At 67.0% G+C, this 19,895-nt stretch carries 19 protein-coding genes; 3 read left to right on the top strand and 16 right to left on the bottom strand.

All coding sequences use genetic code 11. The annotated features are described in order from the left end of the window. Positions 1-1,174 precede the first annotated feature (1,174 nt). The gene (locus ACM14_RS00755) at positions 1,175-1,846 is read right to left on the bottom strand and encodes an acyloxyacyl hydrolase (RefSeq protein WP_065344977.1); all 672 of its coding nucleotides are present in this window, start codon (positions 1,844-1,846) and stop codon (positions 1,175-1,177) included. 175 nt (positions 1,847-2,021) lie between these two features. Next, positions 2,022-2,567 (bottom strand): Spy/CpxP family protein refolding chaperone, encoded by a 546-nt coding sequence (locus ACM14_RS00750; RefSeq protein WP_065344976.1) that lies wholly within the window; start codon positions 2,565-2,567, stop codon positions 2,022-2,024. Between the two features lie 310 nt (positions 2,568-2,877). Between ACM14_RS00750 and ACM14_RS00745 the strand changes: the two genes are divergently transcribed. Further along, the gene (locus tag ACM14_RS00745) at positions 2,878-3,915 is read left to right on the top strand and encodes a recombination-associated protein RdgC (RefSeq protein WP_065344975.1); all 1,038 of its coding nucleotides are present in this window, start codon (positions 2,878-2,880) and stop codon (positions 3,913-3,915) included. Between the two features lie 60 nt (positions 3,916-3,975). Here ACM14_RS00745 and ACM14_RS00740 read toward each other — a convergent pair whose 3' ends face one another. From ACM14_RS00740 to ACM14_RS00705, 8 genes are all read right to left on the bottom strand, one after another. Continuing rightward, positions 3,976-5,163 carry an acetyl-CoA C-acyltransferase family protein gene (locus ACM14_RS00740; RefSeq protein ID WP_065344974.1) on the bottom strand — a complete coding sequence of 396 codons (1,188 nt, stop codon included), beginning with the start codon at positions 5,161-5,163 and terminating at the stop codon, positions 3,976-3,978. A gap of 99 nt (positions 5,164-5,262) precedes the next feature. Continuing rightward, a complete protein-coding gene (locus tag ACM14_RS00735) occupies positions 5,263-6,051 on the bottom strand; it encodes an enoyl-CoA hydratase/isomerase family protein (RefSeq protein ID WP_065344973.1) in 789 nt (262 codons plus the stop codon). A 9-nt stretch (positions 6,052-6,060) separates the two neighbouring features. Then, on the bottom strand, positions 6,061-7,905 hold the full coding sequence (locus ACM14_RS00730; protein ID WP_065344972.1) for a long-chain fatty acid--CoA ligase: 1,845 nt from the start codon (positions 7,903-7,905) through the stop codon (positions 6,061-6,063). A gap of 13 nt (positions 7,906-7,918) precedes the next feature. Further along, positions 7,919-8,737: an ABC transporter ATP-binding protein gene (locus ACM14_RS00725; RefSeq protein ID WP_065344971.1), complete on the bottom strand. Its 819-nt coding sequence runs from the start codon at positions 8,735-8,737 to the stop codon at positions 7,919-7,921. Between the two features lie 25 nt (positions 8,738-8,762). Further along, positions 8,763-9,944, bottom strand: coding sequence for an ABC transporter substrate-binding protein (locus tag ACM14_RS00720; protein WP_012201969.1), 1,182 nt, complete (start codon positions 9,942-9,944; stop codon positions 8,763-8,765). Positions 9,945-9,981: 37 nt separating this feature from the next. Beyond that, positions 9,982-11,019, bottom strand: a complete 1,038-nt coding sequence (locus tag ACM14_RS00715; protein WP_043825211.1) for a branched-chain amino acid ABC transporter permease — start codon at positions 11,017-11,019, stop codon at positions 9,982-9,984. 22 nt (positions 11,020-11,041) lie between these two features. Next, positions 11,042-11,923, bottom strand: coding sequence for a branched-chain amino acid ABC transporter permease (locus ACM14_RS00710; protein WP_013799949.1), 882 nt, complete (start codon positions 11,921-11,923; stop codon positions 11,042-11,044). Continuing rightward, positions 11,920-12,804 carry an ABC transporter ATP-binding protein gene (locus ACM14_RS00705; protein WP_065344970.1) on the bottom strand — a complete coding sequence of 295 codons (885 nt, stop codon included), beginning with the start codon at positions 12,802-12,804 and terminating at the stop codon, positions 11,920-11,922. Before ACM14_RS00705 ends, ACM14_RS00710 begins: the two co-directional genes overlap by 4 nt. A 130-nt stretch (positions 12,805-12,934) precedes the next feature. On the opposite strand from ACM14_RS00705, the gene ACM14_RS00700 reads away from it, so the two are divergent. After that, positions 12,935-13,705: a TetR/AcrR family transcriptional regulator gene (locus tag ACM14_RS00700; RefSeq protein ID WP_065344969.1), complete on the top strand. Its 771-nt coding sequence runs from the start codon at positions 12,935-12,937 to the stop codon at positions 13,703-13,705. Positions 13,706-13,731: 26 nt separating this feature from the next. Here the strand turns inward: ACM14_RS00700 and cueR are convergent, their stop codons facing one another. Continuing rightward, complete coding sequence (gene cueR / locus ACM14_RS00695; RefSeq protein WP_012201974.1) at positions 13,732-14,166, bottom strand: Cu(I)-responsive transcriptional regulator; 435 nt, start codon at positions 14,164-14,166, stop codon at positions 13,732-13,734. Between the two features lie 44 nt (positions 14,167-14,210). Beyond that, complete coding sequence (locus ACM14_RS00690; protein WP_012201975.1) at positions 14,211-14,405, bottom strand: heavy-metal-associated domain-containing protein; 195 nt, start codon at positions 14,403-14,405, stop codon at positions 14,211-14,213. A 300-nt stretch (positions 14,406-14,705) separates the two neighbouring features. Here ACM14_RS00690 and ACM14_RS00685 point away from each other — a divergent pair, with 300 nt between their 5' ends. Further along, the gene (locus tag ACM14_RS00685; protein WP_034397522.1) at positions 14,706-16,400 is read left to right on the top strand and encodes a methyl-accepting chemotaxis protein; all 1,695 of its coding nucleotides are present in this window, start codon (positions 14,706-14,708) and stop codon (positions 16,398-16,400) included. 105 nt (positions 16,401-16,505) lie between these two features. Here ACM14_RS00685 and ACM14_RS00680 read toward each other — a convergent pair whose 3' ends face one another. From ACM14_RS00680 to ACM14_RS00665, 4 genes are all read right to left on the bottom strand, one after another. Next, positions 16,506-17,624, bottom strand: a complete 1,119-nt coding sequence (locus ACM14_RS00680; RefSeq protein ID WP_065344968.1) for an alkene reductase — start codon at positions 17,622-17,624, stop codon at positions 16,506-16,508. Positions 17,625-17,705: 81 nt separating this feature from the next. Beyond that, positions 17,706-18,287 carry an NADPH-dependent FMN reductase gene (locus ACM14_RS00675; RefSeq protein WP_065344967.1) on the bottom strand — a complete coding sequence of 194 codons (582 nt, stop codon included), beginning with the start codon at positions 18,285-18,287 and terminating at the stop codon, positions 17,706-17,708. Positions 18,288-18,291: 4 nt separating this feature from the next. Beyond that, complete coding sequence (locus tag ACM14_RS00670) at positions 18,292-19,266, bottom strand: tripartite tricarboxylate transporter substrate binding protein (protein WP_065344966.1); 975 nt, start codon at positions 19,264-19,266, stop codon at positions 18,292-18,294. Between the two features lie 72 nt (positions 19,267-19,338). After that, a complete protein-coding gene (locus ACM14_RS00665) occupies positions 19,339-19,890 on the bottom strand; it encodes a VOC family protein (protein ID WP_065344965.1) in 552 nt (183 codons plus the stop codon). Positions 19,891-19,895 lie beyond the last annotated feature (5 nt).

Here is a 19,895-nt window from a genome sequence, read left to right as displayed (position 1 = left end):
TTCACGTCCTCTTGCCCTGGTGCGCCAGCAGCCATCACTTTTCGTGATTGCCCTTGCCTGGACTGGATCTGCTGCTCCTGATCTGGATGCGCAGTCCTCTTGCAGGCCGGCAACAAGGGGTTGAATTTTTTTGAATGGCCGAACACTGCCTCTGGCGCATCCGCTTGCGTCCACCTGGCAAACCGCGTTTTCCTGAAGTCTTCCACGTCCAGTGCACAGCCCGTTGTGGAAAAGCGCCCGTTCCACAGCGTTCCTGCGAGGCCGCGAGGAAGTCTTGTCTTCGTGCGTCTTCGTGCATACGGCCATGGCGCGCGAACCGATCCGAAATTTTTTGAACACAGGCGCGCCAATTTCGCTGGAGCAGTCCCTCGTCTGGACATGCCCAGGCTCCAGACAACCTGGCACGTCTGTTTTTTTGAAAAACCGTTCGGCCTTCGCTTCCCGCGTGACTTCGCCTTCGGTTGTTCTTTGATCTTCTTATAAAGAGTAGTCGTAGTAGTAGAGGCATGACATCTCTGTGGATAACTCACTATTCCTCAAAAAAAACAATGCCTTGCCCGATTGAAAAACATGTGATCAAAGCCCTGTTCCCGGTGTCTCCCGAACGGGGATAGTTTGCCTGTTTCGATTTTTTCTGTGGATAACTGTTGAGTTGGTCTTCATCTATCCACAGTTTTGTGCGATGTGTATTTTTTCCTTTATTGCAATTCAAGTTGTTGATCTATAAGGATTTTTTGGTTTACCCAGATGAAAAGAAGGCTTGCCAGACATGGATGAGCACATGGTCTGGCAGTGCTGTGACCTGTTGACAGGCCGTTTTTCCTGACGGACCGGCTGCCTTTTTTTATCCAGAACGGTCTTGCCACTGTGAAAAACCACCCTTGGCTGTTATTCCTATCTCTCTTATTTTTTAATTAGTAGTAGTAGTAAGTGAAGTGCTTAATTGTTGATAACTGAATTTGTCTTATAAAAATCAACAACTTAAGACACTTCAAACCCTGTGGTGGATGCTGCTTCGCTGCTGCACCCGTTTTGGGCACAACTTTCCATGGCGCATCCTCCTTGTGGATAAGCAGGGATTTACGAGTTTTTTATGCCCAGGTTTTTCCACAGGGCAGCTGCGGGCAAAAAAAGACCACCTCGAAGGTGGTCTCGCCGGGATCCGCAACCGTGATCAGAAATGGTGGGCGTAGCGCAGCTGCAGGAAGTTTTCGCCGGGGTTGGGTTTCTTGATGCCTGCGTTGGAATGGTGCTCCAGCCGCAACACCAGCTCATGCTGGCCCTGGCTGCCAAACAGGTAGCCCACGCCGATATGGGTGGCGAAGTTGTAGCGCGTGGGGAATTCCTTCTCGTCCGTGACGTAGCGACGGTTCAGCGCCCAGCTCAGGCCCACGCCGGTTTCTGCAAACCAGGGCGACTGCCCGTTGCTGGGACGCCAGCGCACGGTGGGATTCACGCCGATGACCCAGGTGCCGCGATCGCGACCCTCCAGCGGCGCCGACCAGCGGGCGCCCCAGACATCCCAGTAGCCGCTGAGCTGGCCGCCCCACAACGCATGGCGCCAGTTGCGCCAGGGCACGGTGACGCCCACGGTCCAGCTGTCGGCACTGTGCTCGGCCGCGCCGTATTGCAGGTACATGGAGGGGGAGGATTCCGGCGTGGACTGCGCCTGCGCCGCCAGGGGCAGGACGGCCGCTGCACCGGCCAGCAGCACGGCGGCAAAACTTGCGGGTCGTCCTGGTCGCTCTAGTCGCTCTGGTCGCCCTGAACGTTCTGGTGGATGTTTGCGCGCCGTTGCGTGGTTCTGGCAGCTGGATGGCGTCGTTTGAGTGTTTTTGGGGGCCATGATCTTCTCCGGGGCAGCACACAATGCTGTGCCTGTTCCACTCTAGGCAGTCCGGGGAAGATCGGGGAGTCAGCAAAAAAGCCCTTGCACTGTCGGCCGCCTGACAAGGCGTCCGTGCAAGGGCTGGCGCAAGCAATCCGGCTGCCCGCTGGTGGCGGGCAGGCCAGGTGGCTGCTTACTGGGCGGGTGCCGGGGCAGGGCGGGCCTGGCCGCTCTTGTGGTCATGGCGCGGGCCGTGGTCCATGCCGTGGTGGCCGGGGTGGCCCTTGTGCAGCGTGGCGGCATCGAAGGTCTTTTGCTGGCTGGCATCCAGCTGGGCGTAGAAGGCCTTGGTGGCTTCGCCGCGGCGATCGGCATCGGCCGCGCGCTGGGCGCGCATTTCACGCATCTTGTCGATGCGCTGGGGCGTGGTCAGCTTGGCGAAGTCCTCGCGCTCCATGCGCTGGGGACGCTCGCCGGGCTTGAAGGTGGCCGCATAGGTGTTCCATGCGGTCTCCTGGGCCGGCGTGAGCTTGAGGTCGGCCTTGAGCTTGGCGATGCGCTGCTGCATGTGCTCTCGGCGTTCGCCAGGCTTGTGCATGGGACGTTCGGGCTTGGGCGTGGTGGCTGCAGCCGGTGCTGCCGGCGCGGCGGTCTGGGCGTACGAGGGCAGGGCGAACGATGCCAGCAAGGCGGTGGCAGCGGCGGCGCTGGCGAGGGTGCGGCGGAAGGTGGTGGTCATTCCAAAATCCTTTCTGGAGAGGGTGACTGAAGGCCGCCGTCAAGGCACTTGGCGAGCCCTGTGCAGCGGATGATTGAAGTGTGGTCGTCCGATGTATCGGGGCAGTGAGGTTTTGCGCACGGCTTGTAAAGAATTGACAAGCTTGTGCAGCGCCGTCCGGTGCCAGGCATGCACAATGACCGGGCGGGGCGCCAAGGCATGGCGCCCCTGCTGTTTTTTCTGTTTTCTCCCTCTGGATGGAGGCGGCGCAGCCCGGTGTTGCACACCCCTGCTGCGGCGCAGCCGCAGTCCGTCCGAGCAAAGGTTCGCTATGTTCAAAAACATGATCGTCTATCGCATTGCCGAGAGCTGGCAGGGCGATTTGCAGCAGCTTGAAGAAGCCCTGGGCAAGAGCCCGTTTGCCGAGTGCGGCGCCACTCAGGAGCGCAGCGCCGGCTGGGTGCCGCCGCGCGGCGAGCCCCATGGCCCGCTGGCCGAGTCCGTGGCCAATCAGTGGGTGATGCGCTTCATGACCGAGGCCAAGATGCTGCCGGCCAGCGTGCTCAACCGCCGCGTCAACGAAAAGGCTGCCCACATCGAGGCCACCGAAGGCCGCAAGCCCGGCAAGAAGGAAAAGAAGGACCTCAAGGACGAGGCCAAGCTGGACCTGCTGCCCATGGCCTTCACCAAGCAGGGCGCCATGTGGGTCTGGCTGGACCCGCAGGCCCGCACCCTGGTGCTGGACACGGGCAGCCAGGCGCGCGCCGACGAGGTGGTCAGCTCGCTGGTGGAGGGCCTCACAGGCTTTGCGCTGGCCCTGGTCGATACGCAGACCAGCGCCCAGGCCGCCATGGCGCACTGGCTGACCACGCAGGAAAGCCCGGCCGGCTTCTCGATTGACCGCGAATGCGAGCTCAAGGCCGCCGACGAATCCAAGGCCGTGGTGCGCTATGCCCGCCATCCGCTGGACATCGACGAGGTGCGCCAGCACATCGAGCACGGCAAGCTGCCCACGCGCCTGGCGCTGACCTGGGATGACCGCGTGAGTTTTGTGCTGACCGAGGGTCTGCAGATCCGCAAGATCGCGCTGCTCGATGCCGTGATGGAAGGCCAGTCGCAGGACGACGGCGGCTTCGATGCCGATGTGGCGATTGCCACGGGCGAGCTGTCCAGGCTCATCCCCGATCTGATCGAGGCGCTGGGTGGGGAAGGGCGCACGGGCCTGGGCCAGGATCTGCCGGCATCGCTGCAGACACCCGCTGCCCAGACTCCCGCAGCGGCACCGCGTGCAGCGGCCTCGGGCCGTGGTGCGCTGACTGGGCCGGCCCTGGCGCCCGTGGATACGGCGCCTGAAGAAGCGCCTTTCTAGGCCGGCAGGCGGCTGCGGTGGCGATGTTTCATGTGAAACATCGCCACGCCCAGGCGGCGCTCAGACTCTTTCAAAGATGGCCGAGATCCCTTGGCCGCCACCAATGCACATGGTCACCAGCGCATAGCGGCCGCCCGTGCGCTGCAGCTCGGCGATGGCCTTGGTGGTGATGATGGCGCCCGTGGCGCCCACGGGGTGGCCCAGCGAGATGCCCGAGCCGTTGGGGTTGACCTTGGCCGGGTCCATGCCCAGCTGCTGGATCACGGCGCAGGCCTGGGCCGCGAAGGCCTCGTTGGCCTCGATCACGTCCATGTCTGCAATCTTCAGGCCCGTGCGCTGCAGCACCTTCTGCGTGGCCGGCACGGGGCCTATGCCCATGTAGGCGGGGTCCACGCCGGCATGGGCGTAGCCCACCAGGCGCGCCAGCGGCTTCAGTCCCAGGGCCGCCACGCGATCGCCTGCGGCCAGGGCCACGGCGGCGGCGCCGTCGTTGATGCCCGAGGCATTGCCGGCCGTCACGCTGCCGCCTTCCTTGCGGAACGCGGGCTTCATGGTGGACAGCAATTCGATGGTGGTGCTGGCGCGCACATGCTCGTCGGTATCGAAGACCACGACGCCCTTGCGCGTGGAGATCTCCACGGGAACGATCTGCTCCTTGAAGTGGCCTGCCGCAATGGCAGCGGCCGCGCGCTGGTGGCTGGCTGCCGCCAGTTCGTCCTGCATTTCGCGGCTGATGTGGTAGCGCTCGGCCACGTTTTCGGCCGTGATGCCCATGTGCATCTTCTGCCAGGGGTCGTGCAGGATGCCCAGCATGTAGTCGATGCTCTTGGCGTCGCCCATGCGCGCGCCCCAGCGGGCGGCCTGGTCGAAGTAGGGGCCGCGGCTCATGGACTCGCTGCCGCCGCCGATGGCCACGTCGCAGTCGCCCAGCGCAATGGCCTGGGCGGCAGAGACGATGGCCTGCAGGCCGGAGCCGCACAGCCGGTTGACGTTGAAGGCCGGCGTCTCGATGGGGCAGCCCGCATCGATGGCGGCCACGCGCGAGAGGTAGGCGTCCTTGGTATCGGTGGGGATCACATTGCCCATGACCACGTGGCCGACGGCGTCGGGCGCCAGGCCCGCGCGCTCGATGGCCGCCTTGACGGCCGTGGTGGCCAGCTGGGTGTTGGGTACGTCCTTGAGGCTGCCGCCGAAGGTGCCGATGGCGGTGCGCGCAGTGCCGACGACGAAGACGTCGCGTGGGGTCATGGTGAAGCTCCTCGAAGCGATGAACACGGGGGATGGAGTGCATTGTGCCGGGCAGGCGGCAGGCAGCGCAGCCGCCTCGGCGTCAGTTCCGGGCGCAGGTCAACGTCCCTCGAATTGCGGTGCCTGCTTGGCGTGGAACGCCGCAATGCCGCGCGGCAGGTCGGCCGTGCGCGCACAGGCATCGAAGGCGCAGGCCTCGGCGGCCAGCTGGTCGCGCAGGCTGCGGTCCAGGCCCGCGCGCATGAGGCGGCGCATATGGCCCAGGGCCACCGTGGGGCCGGCGGCCAGGCGATGGGCCAGCTGCTGCACGGCGGCGTCGAGTTCGGCGGGCGGCAGGACGCGGTTGATGAGGCTCAGGCGCTGCGCTTGGGCGCAGTCCAGGGTCTCGCCCAGCATGGCGATCTCCAGCGCGTTGCGCAGGCCCACGATGCGCGGCAGCGCCCAGGAGGCTCCCACGTCGCAGCTGGCGCCCAGGTTGATGTAGGCCAGGTTGAAGCGTGTGCCCTCGGCCGCGTAGACGAAGTCGGCCTGCAGCATCAGCGACAGGCCTGCGCCTGCCGCCGCGCCGTGCACCTTGGCGATGACGGGCGCATCAAGCTGGCCCAGCAGCGCCACGGCCTCGTTGAGCGGCGCCAGCAGCTCGGCCGCGCCGCGCACGGGGTCGGCGGCCAGCGTGTCCAGGTCGCCGCCCGCCATGAAGGCGCGGCCCGCGCCGTTCAGCACCACGCAGCGCAGCGCGCGGTCCTGGGCCAGGGTGCGCACGGCATCGCGCAGTGCCAGCGCCATGGGCACGTCGATGGCGTTGAGGGCGGCGGGGCGGTGGAAGGTCAGCGTGGCGATGGCGCCTTCGCGGTGCAGCAGCAGCGGGGTGTCTTGCGTGTCGGTCATGGGAGCGGATCAGTGGTACAGGGCGTCGATTTCGGCGGCGTAGGTCTTGTAGATGGACGAGCGGCGCACCTTCATCGTGGCCGTGACTTCGCCATCGTCGTGGTCCAGTTCCTTGGTCAGCAGATGGAAGCGCCGCACATGCGAGACCTGGGCCAGGCGCGCATTGCCCTGCGCGATCTCGGCATCGATCAGCGCGCGCACCTCGGCCATCTCGGCCAGGGAGCGGAAATGCGTGAAGGGGATGCGCCGCGCCTGGGCCCATTGGCCCACGGTCTCATAGTCGATCTGCACCAGCGCGCCCACGAACTTGCGGCCCTCGGCCACGACGATGCACTCCTTGATGAAGGGGCTGGACTTCATGGTGTTCTCGATCTCCGAGGGCGTGAGGTTCTTGCCGCCGGCGGTGATCATGATGTCCTTGAGGCGGTCCACGATGCGCAGCTGGCCGCCCTGCACGCGCACCACGTCGCCCGTGTGCAGCCAGCCGTCCTGCAGGCTTTGCGCCGTGGCCTCTGGGTTCTTGTAGTAGCCCGCGAAGACCATGTCGCCCTTGATCAGGAGCTCGCCGCTGCCGTCGCCTTCGTCACCGGGCTGGCCGCCATGGCTGGCGATGCGCCACTGCACGCCTTCGGTGGCCACGCCCACGCTGCCCACGGCCACGTCGTCCAGGCGGTGGCCGGTAACCATTCCCGTGGATTCGGTCAGCCCGTAGACCTCGATCAGCGGCACGCCCAGCGTGCGGAAAAAGCGGACCACGTCGGGCGGTATGGGCGCGGCGCCGGTGAGCGCCACGCGCGCCTCGCGCAGGCCGATGAAGTTCTGCAGCGCGCGCAGCACGCTCCAGTAGCTGGCCGCCCAGGCCAGGCGCTCGGCCAGGCTCCACTGCCTGCGGGGCTTTTCGGCCAGCGGCGCGCAGGCCGCCATGGCGCGCCGGTAGAGCGCGCGGCGCAGCGGTCCGGTCTCCTGCATCTTGATGCTGATGGCCGCATGCAGTTTTTCCCAGATGCGCGGCACACCCAGGAACATGTTGGGCGCGACTTCGCGCAGGTCTTCCTGCACCGTGCGGATGGACTCGCCGAAGTGCACCTGCGAGCCCAGGTAGACGGGCACGAAGCTGGTCAGCATCTGCTCGGCCACGTGGCACAGCGGCAGGTAGGACAGGTGGCGCGTGCCGCCGTCCAGCCCCAGCCGCTCGGCAATGCCGGGCACCACGCCGCGGATGTTGCGGTAGGTGATCATGGCGCCCTTGGGCTTGCCGGTGGAGCCTGAGGTGTAGATCATCAGCCCCACGTCATCCAGCGTCTGGCGTGCCAGCGCCTCTTCGATGGGGGCGCGGCTGGCGGCCTGGGCAGCCTGGGCGCCCAGGCGCTCGACCTCGTCGAAGGTGGCGATCAGGGCGCGGACCTCCGGCGCGAAGCTGCGCAGGCCCTTGGTCTCCATGACGATGATCTTCTTCAGGCGCGGTAGCTGGGGCAGGGCGGCCAGCAGCTTGTCGGTCTGCTCCTGGTCCTCGCAGACCATGATGTCCACATCGGCATGGCCCGCCACATAGGCGACCTCGGGCGTGGGGCTGGTGGGGTACACGCCCACGGTGATGGCGCCGATCAGGCCCGCGCCCATCTGGGCCAGCACCCACTCGATGCGGTTCTCGGAGATCACGCCCATGTGGCCGCCTGGCGGCAGGCCCAGCTGCGCCAGGCCCAGCCCGAAGTGGCTGGCACGCTCGTGGTAGCGCGCCCAGCTGGTGGGCTTCCAGATGCCGAAGTCCTTTTGCCGTATGGCCACGCGCTGGGCATCGCTGCGCGCGCGTTCGGCCAGCATCTGGGGCAGGGTGAGTTCGGGAAGGGCTTGCATGTGCGTTCCCAGGCTAGGACAACCAGCGCTTGCGGCGCTTGTAGTGTTTGAGATCGCGGAAGCTCTTCACCTCGCCGCTGCCACCCATGCCCAGGTAAAACTCGCGCACGTCGGCATCCTGGGCCAGGCGTTCGGCCGGGCCGTCGATGACGATCTTGCCGTTCTCCATGATGTAGCCGCTGTGCGCCACGGCCAGGGCCACGGTGGCGTTCTGCTCGACCAGCAGCATGGAGGTGCCGCGCTCGGCATTGATGCGCGCGATGATGGTGAAGATGTCCTCCACCAGCTTCGGCGCCAGGCCCAGCGAGGGCTCGTCCAGCAGCATGAGCTGGGGCTGGGCGATCAGCGCGCGGCCAATGGCCAGCATCTGCTGCTCGCCGCCCGACAGGTAGCCGGCCAGGCCTTTGCGTCGCTCATGCAGGCGCGGGAAGTAGCTGTAGACCAGGTCGAAGTCGGGCTTGACTTGATTGCGGCCCGTGAGCGCGTAGGTCGCGGCCACGAGGTTTTCCTCCACCGTGAGGTCCTCGAACACCCGCCGGCCCTCCATCACATGCGACAGCCCCAGGCGCACCAGCTGCTGGGGCGCGTACTGCGCGGTGGACTGGCCGTTGTAGCGCACGCTGCCGCTGGCCAGCAGGCCGTCCTCCAGCGCCAGCAGCCCCGAGACGGCCTTGAGCGTGGTGCTCTTGCCCGCGCCGTTGCTGCCCAGCAGGGCCACGATCTGGCCACGCGGCACGGCCAGCGACAGGCCGCGCAGGGCCTGCACGACCTTGTTGTAGATGACCTCGATGTTGTTGATTTCGAGGACCTTGTCCGTGGGCTGCTCGGTCATGTGCGGGCGTCTGTTCGGACGACAGTCAAAGTGCGATCCAGTCAGAGGCGGGCAGCATCTTCTGCGCCTTCATATCTGCCTTGTAGACGCGGCCCACGGGGATGGAATTGCCCTTGATGGTGATGGGCACGCCGATCAGTCCGCCCGTGTCGAAGTCCTTGATGGAGTTGAGCGCGGCCTTGAGGTTGGGGCCGGTGAGCGGCTTGCCCGCGTCCAGGCAGCGCCTGGCCGATTCCACGAACAGCATGGCCGCCAGAAAGCCCTGGATATAGGCCGTGCTCTGGTACTCGGGGCGCAGCGCGCGGATCTTGTCCAGCATGGGCGCCTTGGCCGAGGTGTCGTAGTAGTAGCGGTAGGGCATGACGCCCATGAAGCCGTCGCCGGCCTCGCCCATCTTCATGACGGTGGAGCTGTCCATGGTCCAGAAGGTGCCCATCCATTGGCTGGTCATGCCCATCTGCTTGCCCTGCTGGATGAACTCGGGAATGGGCGCGAGGATGTAGCCGTGGAAGATGGTGTAGTCGGGCGCGGCGCGGCGCAGCTTGATGACTTCGGTGGACACGTCCACGCTGCCGGGCGGTGTCATCAGCTTGGCCACCACGTTCAGGCCCAGCTTCTTCGCGGCGGCTTCGCTGGCCTCGATGGGGTCGCGGCCGAATTCGGAGTCGGAGTAGACGAAGGCCACCTTGGCGCCCGGCTTTTCCTTGGCGATGTGCTTGAGCAGGATGCCGAACATCTCCGTGTAGTCGGGTCCCACGAGGAACTGGTTCGGGTACTTGGCCGGGTTGTTGAGCTCGGTGGCGAAGGAGGCGCCCGCCATGAGGATGGCGCCGTTGCGGTCCAGCTCCGGGTTGATGGTCTTGGAAAAACCCGTGGAGTCTCCGTAGTAGAGGTTGACCTTGTTCTGGCTGGTGATCTTCTTGAACGCGGCCACCGAGACATCGACCTTGTAGCCCGTGTCCTCGGGCACGTAGCGGATCTTGCGGCCCTTGATGCCGCCGGCCTCGTTGACCATCTTCACGTAGTCGCCCATGCCGGCATTGATGCCCACGCCCGCGAAGGCGAACACGCCCGTCATGGGGATGGAGCCGCCGATCACGATGTCTTCGCCACCGGCCTGGGCACGGGCGGCCAGCGGTGCGGCCAGGCTGGCGCCGGCCGCCAGCAGCAGGCTGCGGCGGCGCGAGGAGGTCGGGTGTTGCTGCATTGCTTGTCTCCTTTTGCTTGTCGTGCGCGGCGCCGCCTCAATTGCGGAAGGGCCACAGGTGGAAGAAGCGGCGCAGGCGCCGCCACATTTCTGCGAGCCCCTGCGGCTCGAAGACCAGAAAGACGATGATCAGCAGCCCGAACACCATGGTGCGCACGGGCGACAGGAAGACGGCCAGCTCCGAGCCGCCGGGCAGCAGGTCCACGATGAGCTTGAGCAGCTCCGGGACCATGGTCATGAAGACCGCGCCCAGGATGCCGCCCAGGATGGAGCCCATGCCGCCGACGATGATGGCCGCCAGAAAGAAGATGGACATCAAGAGGGGAAAGCTCTCGGGCGTGACCACGCGAAAGAAGTACGCCCACAGCCCGCCCGCCACGCCCGCGTAGAACGAAGACAGCCCGAACGACAGCAGCTTGTAGCGCAGCAGCGGTATGCCCAGCACCTCGGCCGAGATGTCGCGGTCGCGGATGGCGATGAAGGCGCGGCCTATGCGTGTGCGAAACAGGTTGGCCGCGCCCAGCAGCATCAGCAGCGTGACGGGCACGATCACCCAGTACAGCCGGAACGAGGTGTCTAGCGCCACGCCGAACACCGTGGCCGGCTGCAGCGTCAGGCCCGCCGTGCCGCCCGTGAGCCTGAGGTTGGCGAACAGGAAATGGGCGATGAACGAGGCCGCGATGGTGGCAATCGCCAGGTACAGGCCCTTGACGCGCAGCGAGGGCAGGCCCACCACGATGCCGCCCAGCATGGCCACGAAGCCGCCAGCCAGCAGGTTGAACAGCACGGGCGTGCCCCAGCGCGCCTGCACGATGGCCACCGTGTAGGCGCCCAGTCCCATGAAGGCGGCCTGTCCCAGGCTGACCAGGCCCGTGTAGCCGGTGAGGATGTTCAGCCCGGTGGCGCCGGCCACGTTGATGCTGACCAGGCAGGCCAGGTACAGCCAGTAGTCGCTGGCCATGAAGGGAAACAGCAGCAGCAGCGCGCCGGCCATGGCCAGCCAGATGCGTTGCGTGCGGGAGTCGAACAGCGCCGCATCGGCGATGTAGCTTTCCTTGAGGGTGCCTATGCGCATGCTGCCGTCTTTCTGAAGCTGTCTAGAGCCGCTCGATCTCGTGCGTGCCGAACAGGCCGTAGGGCCTGAGCATGAGCACCACGACCAGCACGATGAAGGTGGCCAGCAGCTTGTACTCGCCGCCCAGGTAGGCGCCGGCCAGCGCCTCCACCAGGCCGATGAACAGGCCGCCGACCAGGGCGCCCAGCACGCTGTCCAGCCCGCCCACGATGACGACCACCAGCACCGACAGGCCGAACACGCCCATGCTCGACGAGATGCCGCCGATGGAGCCGACGATGATTCCCGAGACCGCCGCGATCATGGCCGACACCACCCAGGCCAGCGAGAACACGCGCGGCACGTTGATGCCCACCGAATAGGCCGCTGCCTGGTCGCTGGCCGTGGCGCGCAGGGCCACGCCGCCACGCCAGTAGCGGAACACCAGCAGCACGGCCGCGATGAAGACCACGGCCACGGCTGCGCCCCAGGCCACCTTGGGCGCGAGAAAGGCCTCGCCGATCATCACGGGCTGCGTGGGCATGAACTCGGGCAGGCGGCGCTGGTCGGCCGTCCAGATCAGCTCCACCAGGCCCACCAGCACCGAGGCCAGGCCCACGGTGACCATGAACACCGAGATCGGCGGCTCGCCCAGCAGCGGCCGGATCATGGTGCGCTCGATCAGCGCGCCCAGCAGCCCCGTGCCCAGCACGGCGGCGGGAATGGCCAGCCACAGCGGCAGCGCGAACATGGCCGCGAAGGTGAAGAACAGGTAGGCGCCCACCATCAGCAGCTCGCCGATGGCGATGTTGACCACGCGCGTGGCCTTGTAGACCACCACGAAGGCCAGCGCGGCCAGCGCATACAGGCCGCCTGCGGCCAGGCCCGTGAGGGCGATCTCGAACAGGTAGGCCCAGTCCATCATGCGGCCCTCTGCGCCATGGCGGGCAGGTGCCCGACGGGCGCTGGCCGTTCGGCCGCGCCGCGCAGCCGCTGGCGCAGCTCGCCCACGTCGCCCGCGCCCAGGTAGGCGCGGTTCACCTCGGGATCGGCCTGCACCACGGCGGGCGTGCCCTGGGCGATGACCTGGCCGAAGTTGAGCACCACCACATGGTCGGACAGGTCCATGACCATGCCCATGTCGTGCTCCACCATGAGCACGGTCACGCCCCATTCGGCGCGCACGTCGAGGATGAAGCGCGCCATGTCCTCGGTCTCCTCGCGGTTCATGCCGGCCACGGGCTCGTCCAGCATCAGGATGCGTGGCTGCATGGCCAGGGCGCGCGCCATCTCCACGCGCTTTTGCAGCCCGTAGGACAGGGCGGCCACGGGCGCATGGCGGATGTGGTCTATCTCCAGGAAATCGATGATGCGCTCCTCGATGTCGCGGCGCAGCTCGGCCTCTTCGCGGCGTGCGCGGCCCAGGTAGAGCAGGGCGTCGAGCACGTTGGTGCGCAGGTGGGCGTGGCGGCCCAGCTTGATGTTGTCCAGCACCGTCATGCCCCGGAACAGCGCAATGTTCTGGAAGCTGCGCCCCAGGCCCAGCCGCGCGCGGCGCGGCGCCGGCATGCGCGTGATGTCCTCGCCCTGGAAGCGGATGGAGCCGCCCGTGGGCCGGTAAAAGCCCGAGATGGTGTTGAACAGCGACGTCTTGCCCGCGCCGTTGGGGCCGATCACCGCCGTGATCGAGCCGGACTGCACATCGAAGCCCACGCCCGACAGCGCCTTCACGCCGCCAAAGGCGAGCGTGACGCCATCGACCTGCAGCAAGGGGGCGGGCGGGCCGCCGTCGGGGTGTGTCTCCATGGCGCTCTCGTGCGTTGGTTCGTCGAGCCGGGCAGGAGCCTACTGATGCGTAGGCTGTTTACTTTGGAGTAGATTCTGGTTGTCGCCCACCGCATGCAGCATCGGTGATTTCCCCGGTGCGACCGCCGCCATGAAGCCATCGAGCCCTGAAACCAAGACCCGACCCAGCCCCAGCTCCGGAACCCGCACCCGCAACGGCCGTGCGGCGCCCGCCGTGGACTCGCCCTGGAGCGGCACGCCTGACCGCGAGCAGCAGCGCGAGGCCAAGCGCCAGGCCGTGCTGCAGGCCGCCGCGCAGCTGTTCAACGAGCGCGGCTTCTCCGCCACCTCGCTGGACGACATCGCCGCGCGGCTGGGCGTGAGCAAGCCCACGCTGTACTACTACGTCAAGAACAAGGACGAGATCCTGCTGCAGTGCGTGAACCAGGGCCTGGCCATGACGCTGGAAGGCATCGAGGCCTCGCGCCGCGCAGGCGGCCAGGCCGTGGACCAGCTGCGCGCCTGCATGCAGGTCTATGCGCGCATCGTCACCATGGACTTCGGCATGTGCCTGATCCGTGTCGGCGACGAACAGGTCCCCCCCGACAGCCGCCGCGAACTGCGCCGCCAGAAGGCCGCCATAGACCAGGCCTTCCGCCGCCTGGTGGCCGCTGGCGTGCAGGAGGGCTCGCTGGCCCCCTGCGACCCCAAGATGACCGCCTTCGTGATTGCTGGCGCGCTCAGCTGGATAGGCCGCTGGTACCAGCCTGGCGGCCAGTACTCGGCCGAGGAAGTGGCGCAGCAGTGCATTGATACCTTGATGGGGGGGGTGTTGCGGCGGGCGGATGTTCTCGATACGCCCAAGTTATCCAAGCCACCCAAGGTGGGCAAGCCTGCAAAGCGTGCGAAGGCGGGCGGCTGAAGCGCCGTTCCCTGCCGTGAGACACGCTACGGCGCCGCACTCTCCTGCGCCGCCAGATCATCCAATATCGGGCAGTCCGGCCGGTCGTCGCCGTGGCAGCAGTGCACCAGGGTCTTGAGCGTGCGCTGCATGGCCTGCATGGCGGCGATGCGCTCGGTCAGTTCGTCGATGTGGCGCTGGGCGATGGCCTTGACCTGGCTGCTGGCGCGGCTCTTGTCCTGCCACAGGCCGAGCAGGGTGGCGATCTCGTCCATGGAAAAACCGAGGTCGCGCCCCCGGCGGATGAAGCGCAGGGCATGCACGTCGGCCTCGGCGTACTGGCGGTAGCCACCGTCCGTGCGGTGCATGGGCGGCAGCAGGCCCTGGGCTTCGTAGTGGCGCACCATGCGCGCCGAGACACCGGCGCGGCGCGCGGCCTCGCCGATGGAGACGGGCCAGTGCTGTGCGGGGTGGGCGGACATGGTGCGTGCCTTTCGGATGCCTTCGGGTGTCTTTGAGGTGTCTCTCAGGCGACCTTGTAGCCTTCTTCGGCAATGGCGGCGCCCAGTGCCTCGCGGCTGGCGCTGCTGTCGACTTCCACGCGCTGGGCGGCGCGATCGATTTTTACCTGGGCCTGGTCATCCACGCCCTGCACGGCCTGGGTGACGGCGCGTTCGCAGTGGCCGCAGGTCATGCCCTGCACGGTGAAAACATGTTGCATCTCTCGCTCCTGGTTGGGGCGCGCCGAAGTGGCGCAAGCCATGGACGGCATGTTGAACCCTGACACCATGGCAAGGTCAAGCGCCTGGCTGGGCAAGGGTTGATTTGGCCCAATTCGATGTGAGCCGGCCGGCTCAATGATCCGCTGCAATGGCCGATAGATCGAAAAGAGCCGTGAATAGGCAAAAACCGTCATAGGCCATTGGCGATCATCTGACAAACTGCAACAATTTGTATTTACGTTGGCGCTATGCATTTGGAGACCGTGCGGGCGCCTTGACTGACAGAGAGGAAAACGGTCATGAACTTGTTGGGAATGATGCGGGCTTTCACGATCCGCACGCGGATGCTGGGTGCCATCGCCATGGTGCTGGTACTGCTGGGTCTGCTGGGCGGAGCCGGGATGCTGGGCATGTTCCGCATCCATGGCATGAGTCAGCAGTTCATGCATACCTCGTACGCCAAGATGGGCTACATGGTGGAGTTGCGCGCCGAGCTGGGTGCCGTGCGCGCCCATGAAAAGGACATGATCATCCAGTACGAGCGTGCCGAAGAGGTGCGCAAGGCCCACACCCAGTGGCTAGCCGCCATCGACCGCGTGAAATCCGTGGCCGAGCGCTTTCTGAAGGACGAGGACCCGGCCGACGATGCCATCGTCAGCGGCATCTCCGAGCGCGTGGACCGCTACCGCCAGCAGTTCGAGCACATTGCGCGGCAGCTGGAGGCCGGTGGCTATGACACGGCGACCACGGCCAACCGCATGAGCGGCAAGGCCATGGCCGAGGTGGCCGAAGTCGAAAAGCTCATCGCCCAGCTCGACCAGTTGCTGCGCCAGCAGGTCGATGCCATGGCCGCGGAGGAGCAGGGCGTGGCCGAGCAGACGCAGTGGATCTTCGTGGCGGCCGTGGTGCTCACGGTGCTGGTGGTGGTGCCGCTGACGCTGATGAACATGCTGTCCATCTGCCGCCCCCTGGTGCAGGCGCGCCAGACGGCGCTGACCATTGCCCAGGGCGATCTGTCGCAGAGCGTGAAGGTGGAGGGCAAGGACGAGGTGGCCGACCTGCAGCGCGCCCTGGACCAGATGCAGCAGAGCCTGGGCTCCATGGTGACCCAGGTGCGCGACGCCAGCGGCAACATCGCCACGGCCAGCCAGGAGATCGCCACGGGCAACCAGGACCTGTCCTCGCGCACCGAGCAGACGGCCAGCAATGTGCAGGAGACCGTGGCCTCGCTGTCCCAGCTCACGGCCACGGTGCAGCAGACGGCATCGTCCTCGCAGCTGGCCAACCAGCTGGCGGCCTCTGCCTCGACCACGGCCACGCGCGGTGGCGACGTGGTGGCCCAGGCGGTGGTGAGCATGCAGGAGATCACGACCTCCAGCCGCAAGATCGGCGACATCATCGGCCTGATCGACTCCATCGCCTTCCAGACCAACATCCTGGCGCTGAACGCCGCCGTGGAAGCGGCGCGTGCCGGCGAGCAGGGCCGCGGCTTTGCCGTGGTGGCGGCCGAGGTGCGATCCCTGGCCCAGCGCTCGGCCCAGGCGGCCAGCGAGATCAAGGCGCTGATCCAGACCAGCGTGCAGGCCGTGGACGTGGGCGTGCGCCAGGTGGAGGATGCTGGCAAGACCATGAAGGAAATCGTGGACAGCGTGCAGCGCGTGGGCGACATCATTGGCGAGATCACGGCGGCTTCCAGCGAGCAGTCGGGGGGCATCGGCCAGGTCAACCAGGCCGTGGGCGATATCGACCGCATGACGCAGCAGAACGCAGCCCTGGTCGAGGAATCGGCCGCAGCCGCCGAGTCGCTGCGCGAGCAGGCCGCGCGCCTGGCGCAGGTGGTGGGCCAGTTCCGCATTGCCGGTGCGGCCGTGGCGTCCATGGGCTCGCATGCTTCCTATGGCCGTCCCGGCCAGGGCAAGCCCGGCCTGGCCCCGGCTGCCGGCCGCGCCCCGCTGGCTTCGGCCCGCGAGACCCAGCTGCTGGAACACGCCTGAGAAGGCAGGGGCCAGCGGCCCTGTTTCACGTGACGCCGTGAATCGCTCGAACGAAAAAAGCCCGCAGGCCATGCCTGCGGGCTTTTTGCTTTGCAGCGCCGCAAATCAGGCCTGGCGCGCGAGCGGGTAGTCGATATAGCCTTCGGCGCCGCCGCCGTAGAACAGGCTGGAGTTCCAGGGGTTCAGCGGAAGGTCGTCGCGCAGGCGGTGGACCAGGTCGGGGTTGGAGATGAAGGCCTTGCCGAAGGCCACGATATCGGCGTGGCCGCTTTCCACGGCGCGCAGCGCCATGTCGCGGTCATAGCCGTTGTTGACCATCCAGGCGCCCTGGCCGCCGGCCTGGCGGTAGGCGGATTTGAGGGCCGCGTAGTCGAAGGGCCGGTCGGGCAATTCACGCGGGCCGCCGGTGGCGCCTTCGATGATGTGGATGTAGGCCAGGCCCAGCGGCGCCAGCTGGCGCACCACGTATTCGAACAGCGGCTGGGGGTCGGCATCGGCGATGTCGTTGGCCGGCGTCACGGGCGACAGGCGGATGCCCACGCGGCCGCCGCCCACGGCATCGGCGGCGGCGCGCGTGCATTCGAGCAGCAGGCGGGCGCGGTTCTCGATGCTGCCGCCGTAGTCGTCATCGCGCTGGTTGGCGCCGGTCTTGAGGAACTGGTCCAGCAGATAGCCGTTGGCGCCGTGCAGCTCCACGCCGTCGAAACCGGCCGTCTCCACGGCATTGCGCGCGGCCACGGCGAAGCTGTGGACGATGGCGGGAAGCTCGTGCTGGGCGAGCGCGCGCGGCGCGGAGGTGGGCACGAACTGGCCCTTGCCCGAGTCCTCGTCGATCACATAGGTCTTGGATTTGGCCGCCACCGGGGACGGCCCCACGGGCGCCTGGCCTTCGGGCTGCAGCGACGTGTGCGAGACCCGGCCCACATGCCACAGCTGGGTGACGATGCGCCCGCCGGCCTTGTGCACGGCGTCGGTCACGCGCTTCCAGCCGTCGAGCTGCTCGCTGCCGTACAGGCCCGGCACATGGGCATAGCCCTGGCCCTGGTGGCTGATGGCCGTGCCTTCGCTGATCAGCAGGCCGGCGCTGGCGCGCTGGGCGTAGTAGGTGACCATGATGTCGTTGGGCAAGGCCTGGGGTGCGCGGTTGCGCGTCAGGGGTGCCATGGCGATGCGGTTGGGCAGGCGCAGCTCGCCGGCCTGTATGGGTTCGAACAGAGAGGTCATGCAACGGGGCTTTCTGTGCGTGAAGCAAAAGCGCCGCCCGTGCGGGCGGCGCGGCGTACGGCACAGATTACGCCCATGGAATCAATCGTGCAGGCCAGGGATTTGCGCGCTGTCGTGCAGGCGACGGTGCTGCGCCACGAGTCGGCCCAGCGCCTGCATCTGCGCCGTCACGAAGCTGCGCGTGGCGGCATCGGTGCACAGGCCCTGGCTGTCGAATTTCTGCGCCGCCTGGCCCACGAAGACCTCGGGCCGGGCCAGCACGTCGGCTTCCATGCACTGCAATACCTTGCGCAGTTCGTACTGCACGCGCGCGCCGCCCAGCGGGCCGGGCGAGGCCGAGACAAGGGCCACGGGCTTGTGCTGAAAGGGTTGGTCGTCGCCACGCGAGATCCAGTCCAGCGCATTCTTGAACATGCCTGGAATGGAGAAGTTGTACTCGGGCGTGGCCAGAACCACGGCGTCGGCACGGCGGATGCGCTCGCGCAACTGGTGCACGGATTCGGGCATGCCCGTGGCCAGCAGGTCGGCATCCAGCGGCGGCAGCGCGCGCCAGTCGCAGACCTGCATCGTGGCCTGGGGTGGCAGGCATTCGCCCGCCAGCTCCAGCAGCATGCGGTTCAGGGAATGGCGGCGCAGGCTGCCGCACAGGCCGATGATGTCCATGGCGTCAGGCCTGCAGCGGAATGCCGACCTGCTGGATGACGCCGCGCCAGCGCGCGATCTCGGCGCCCACCATGGCACGCATCTCCTCGGGGCTGCAGGGCGTTGCCGCGCTGCCGGCGCTGGCCAGGGCCTGGAGCAGGTCGGGCTCCTTCAGGGCCTTGTGGGTTTCGGCGGCCAGCCTTTGCACCGCGTCGGCGGGCGTGCCTGCGGGCGCGGCCAGGCCCAGCCAGGAGCGCACCTCGAAGCCGGGCAGCACGGCCGAGGCCGGCGGCACCTCGGGCAGGGTGGGCCAGGCCTGGGCGCTGGTGACGGCCAGGGCGCGCAGCCGGCCCGACTTGATGTGCGGCATGGCCACGGTCAGCGTGTCGCTGAGCACGTCCACATCGCCCGCTATCACAGCCTGCACGGGTGCGCCGCCGCCCCGGTAGGGCACGTGCAGCAGCTGTACCTTGGCCGTGGAGCCCAGCAGCTCACCGGCCATGTGCTGGGTGGAGCCCACGCCCACCGAGGTGAAGGTGATGCGTCCCGGCTCCTTGCGGGCCATGGCCAGCAGATCGGCCAGGGTCCTGGCGGGATGCTCGGCGCGCACGGCCACCACGAAGGGAAAGGACGAGACGGTGGAGACAAAGGCGAAGTCCTTGACCGCGTCGTAGGGCAGCGATTTGCGCAGCGCGGCCGACACGGTGTGCGCGCCCGTGAGCATGACCAGGCTGTAGCCGTCCGGCACCGCCTTGGCCACGAAGTTGCTGGCAATGGAGCCGCCCGCGCCGCTCTTGATCTCCACCACCACGGGCTGCCTGAGCGATTCCTGCAGCTTCTGGGCCACGAGCCGAGCCACCACGTCGGCGTTGCCGCCCGCGCCAAAGCCGTGGATCAATTGAATGGGCCGGTTGGGAAAACCGCCCTGGGCCCGGGCCGTGGACAGGGCGAGTGAGGCGGCGCCTGCAAGCAGGGCCGTGCGTCGGGTGATGGCAGTCATGTCATATCTCCTTTTTTGTATTGCGCGCTGCGGACCTGTCCAGTGGCCTGGCTGGCCTGGCTGGTGTTGCGGCTAGCGGTCCGCGCGTGCGTAGCCGGTCTGGGCGCCGTAGAGCTTTTCGCGCTGCGACCAGTCGCGGGTCTCGTTCCACAGGGCCAGCACCTGCATGGCCTCCTGCTCGAAGACCTGGTGGCGCGCCGCGTCGGCCGTGCGTGCGGTCAGCTCCAGGCGGTGGCCCGAAGGGTCGAAGAAGTAGATGGAGGTGATGAAGTCGTCGTGGTTGGTGGGGCCCACCACGTCAATGCCCCGGTCCAGCAGGTCCTGCCGGGCGCGCAGCACGGTGTCCACGTCGGCGACCTCGAAGGCGAAGTGCTGTATCCAGCCCGGCGACTCCATGTCCTTCATCTGGCCCGGGTCCCTGGGGCACTCGAAGAAGGCGATGGAGCTGCCGTCCTCCATCTCGAAAAAGATGTGGATGTGCGGGCTGTACTGGCCCGTGGAAGGAACATGGTCCTCGCCCATGGCGTGGGTGAAGCGCAGGCCCAGCACCTCGGTATAGAAGCGCACGGTCTCGGCCGCGTCCTTGCAGCGGTAGGCGGCGTGGTGAAGCTTTTTGCACAGCATGGATG

The sequence above is a fragment of the Delftia sp. JD2 genome (genome assembly GCF_001682645.1).
Taxonomy (GTDB): domain Bacteria; phylum Pseudomonadota; class Gammaproteobacteria; order Burkholderiales; family Burkholderiaceae_C; genus Comamonas; species Comamonas acidovorans.
The sequence above is the reverse complement of the archived record's forward strand: the minus strand, read 5'-3'. Positions and strand labels throughout refer to the sequence as shown.

Excerpts from the sequence above, each read along its gene's own strand:
- ACM14_RS00755 (WP_065344977.1), bottom strand. The coding sequence starts at position 1,846 with ATGGCCCCCAAAAACACTCAAACGACGCCATCCAGCTGCCAGAACCAC.
- ACM14_RS00750 (WP_065344976.1), bottom strand. The coding sequence starts at position 2,567 with ATGACCACCACCTTCCGCCGCACCCTCGCCAGCGCCGCCGCTGCCACC.
- ACM14_RS00745 (WP_065344975.1), top strand. The coding sequence starts at position 2,878 with ATGTTCAAAAACATGATCGTCTATCGCATTGCCGAGAGCTGGCAGGGC.
- ACM14_RS00740 (WP_065344974.1), bottom strand. The coding sequence starts at position 5,163 with ATGACCCCACGCGACGTCTTCGTCGTCGGCACTGCGCGCACCGCCATC.
- ACM14_RS00735 (WP_065344973.1), bottom strand. The coding sequence starts at position 6,051 with ATGACCGACACGCAAGACACCCCGCTGCTGCTGCACCGCGAAGGCGCC.
- ACM14_RS00730 (WP_065344972.1), bottom strand. The coding sequence starts at position 7,905 with ATGCAAGCCCTTCCCGAACTCACCCTGCCCCAGATGCTGGCCGAACGC.
- ACM14_RS00725 (WP_065344971.1), bottom strand. The coding sequence starts at position 8,737 with ATGACCGAGCAGCCCACGGACAAGGTCCTCGAAATCAACAACATCGAG.
- ACM14_RS00720 (WP_012201969.1), bottom strand. The coding sequence starts at position 9,944 with ATGCAGCAACACCCGACCTCCTCGCGCCGCCGCAGCCTGCTGCTGGCG.
- ACM14_RS00715 (WP_043825211.1), bottom strand. The coding sequence starts at position 11,019 with ATGCGCATAGGCACCCTCAAGGAAAGCTACATCGCCGATGCGGCGCTG.
- ACM14_RS00710 (WP_013799949.1), bottom strand. The coding sequence starts at position 11,923 with ATGATGGACTGGGCCTACCTGTTCGAGATCGCCCTCACGGGCCTGGCC.
- ACM14_RS00705 (WP_065344970.1), bottom strand. The coding sequence starts at position 12,804 with ATGGAGACACACCCCGACGGCGGCCCGCCCGCCCCCTTGCTGCAGGTC.
- ACM14_RS00700 (WP_065344969.1), top strand. The coding sequence starts at position 12,935 with ATGAAGCCATCGAGCCCTGAAACCAAGACCCGACCCAGCCCCAGCTCC.
- cueR (WP_012201974.1), bottom strand. The coding sequence starts at position 14,166 with ATGTCCGCCCACCCCGCACAGCACTGGCCCGTCTCCATCGGCGAGGCC.
- ACM14_RS00690 (WP_012201975.1), bottom strand. The coding sequence starts at position 14,405 with ATGCAACATGTTTTCACCGTGCAGGGCATGACCTGCGGCCACTGCGAA.
- ACM14_RS00685 (WP_034397522.1), top strand. The coding sequence starts at position 14,706 with ATGAACTTGTTGGGAATGATGCGGGCTTTCACGATCCGCACGCGGATG.
- ACM14_RS00680 (WP_065344968.1), bottom strand. The coding sequence starts at position 17,624 with ATGACCTCTCTGTTCGAACCCATACAGGCCGGCGAGCTGCGCCTGCCC.
- ACM14_RS00675 (WP_065344967.1), bottom strand. The coding sequence starts at position 18,287 with ATGGACATCATCGGCCTGTGCGGCAGCCTGCGCCGCCATTCCCTGAAC.
- ACM14_RS00670 (WP_065344966.1), bottom strand. The coding sequence starts at position 19,266 with ATGACTGCCATCACCCGACGCACGGCCCTGCTTGCAGGCGCCGCCTCA.
- ACM14_RS00665 (WP_065344965.1), bottom strand. The coding sequence starts at position 19,890 with ATGCTGTGCAAAAAGCTTCACCACGCCGCCTACCGCTGCAAGGACGCG.